General features: G+C 67.5%; 1 protein-coding gene. It reads right to left on the bottom strand.

All coding sequences use genetic code 11. The features are described from left to right. Positions 1–425, bottom strand: a 425-nt coding sequence (locus ACERZO_RS50345) for an FAD-binding protein (RefSeq protein ID WP_372673167.1), incomplete at both ends; no start/stop codon positions are given.

Here is a 425-nt window from a genome sequence, read left to right as displayed (position 1 = left end):
GCGACCGGGTTGCCGTTCTCGTCCTCGGACAGGATCAGGTCGAGCACGTAGAACTCGTTGAAGAACTCCGTGCCGTACTTGACGCAGTTCTGGTACAGCGTCTGCAGGATCATGTGGCCGGTGCGGTCCGCGGCGTAGCAGGCGCGGCGCACCGCGGCCTTGCCGTGGTCACGCGTGTGCCCGCCGAAGCGGCGCTGGTCGATCTTGCCTTCGGGCGTCCGGTTGAACGGCAGGCCCATCTTCTCCAGGTCGAGCACCGCGTCGATGGCCTCCTTGGCCATGATCTCCGCGGCGTCCTGGTCGACGAGGTAGTCGCCGCCCTTGACCGTGTCGAAGGTGTGCCACTCCCAGTTGTCCTCTTCGACGTTCGCCAGCGCGGCGCACATGCCGCCCTGGGCCGCGCCGGTGTGGGACCGGGTCGGGTA

Origin of the sequence: Amycolatopsis kentuckyensis (assembly GCF_041679295.1) — a bacterium.
GTDB lineage: Bacteria > Actinomycetota > Actinomycetes > Mycobacteriales > Pseudonocardiaceae > Amycolatopsis > Amycolatopsis kentuckyensis_A.
This window is presented reverse-complemented; position numbering and strand designations above follow the sequence as displayed.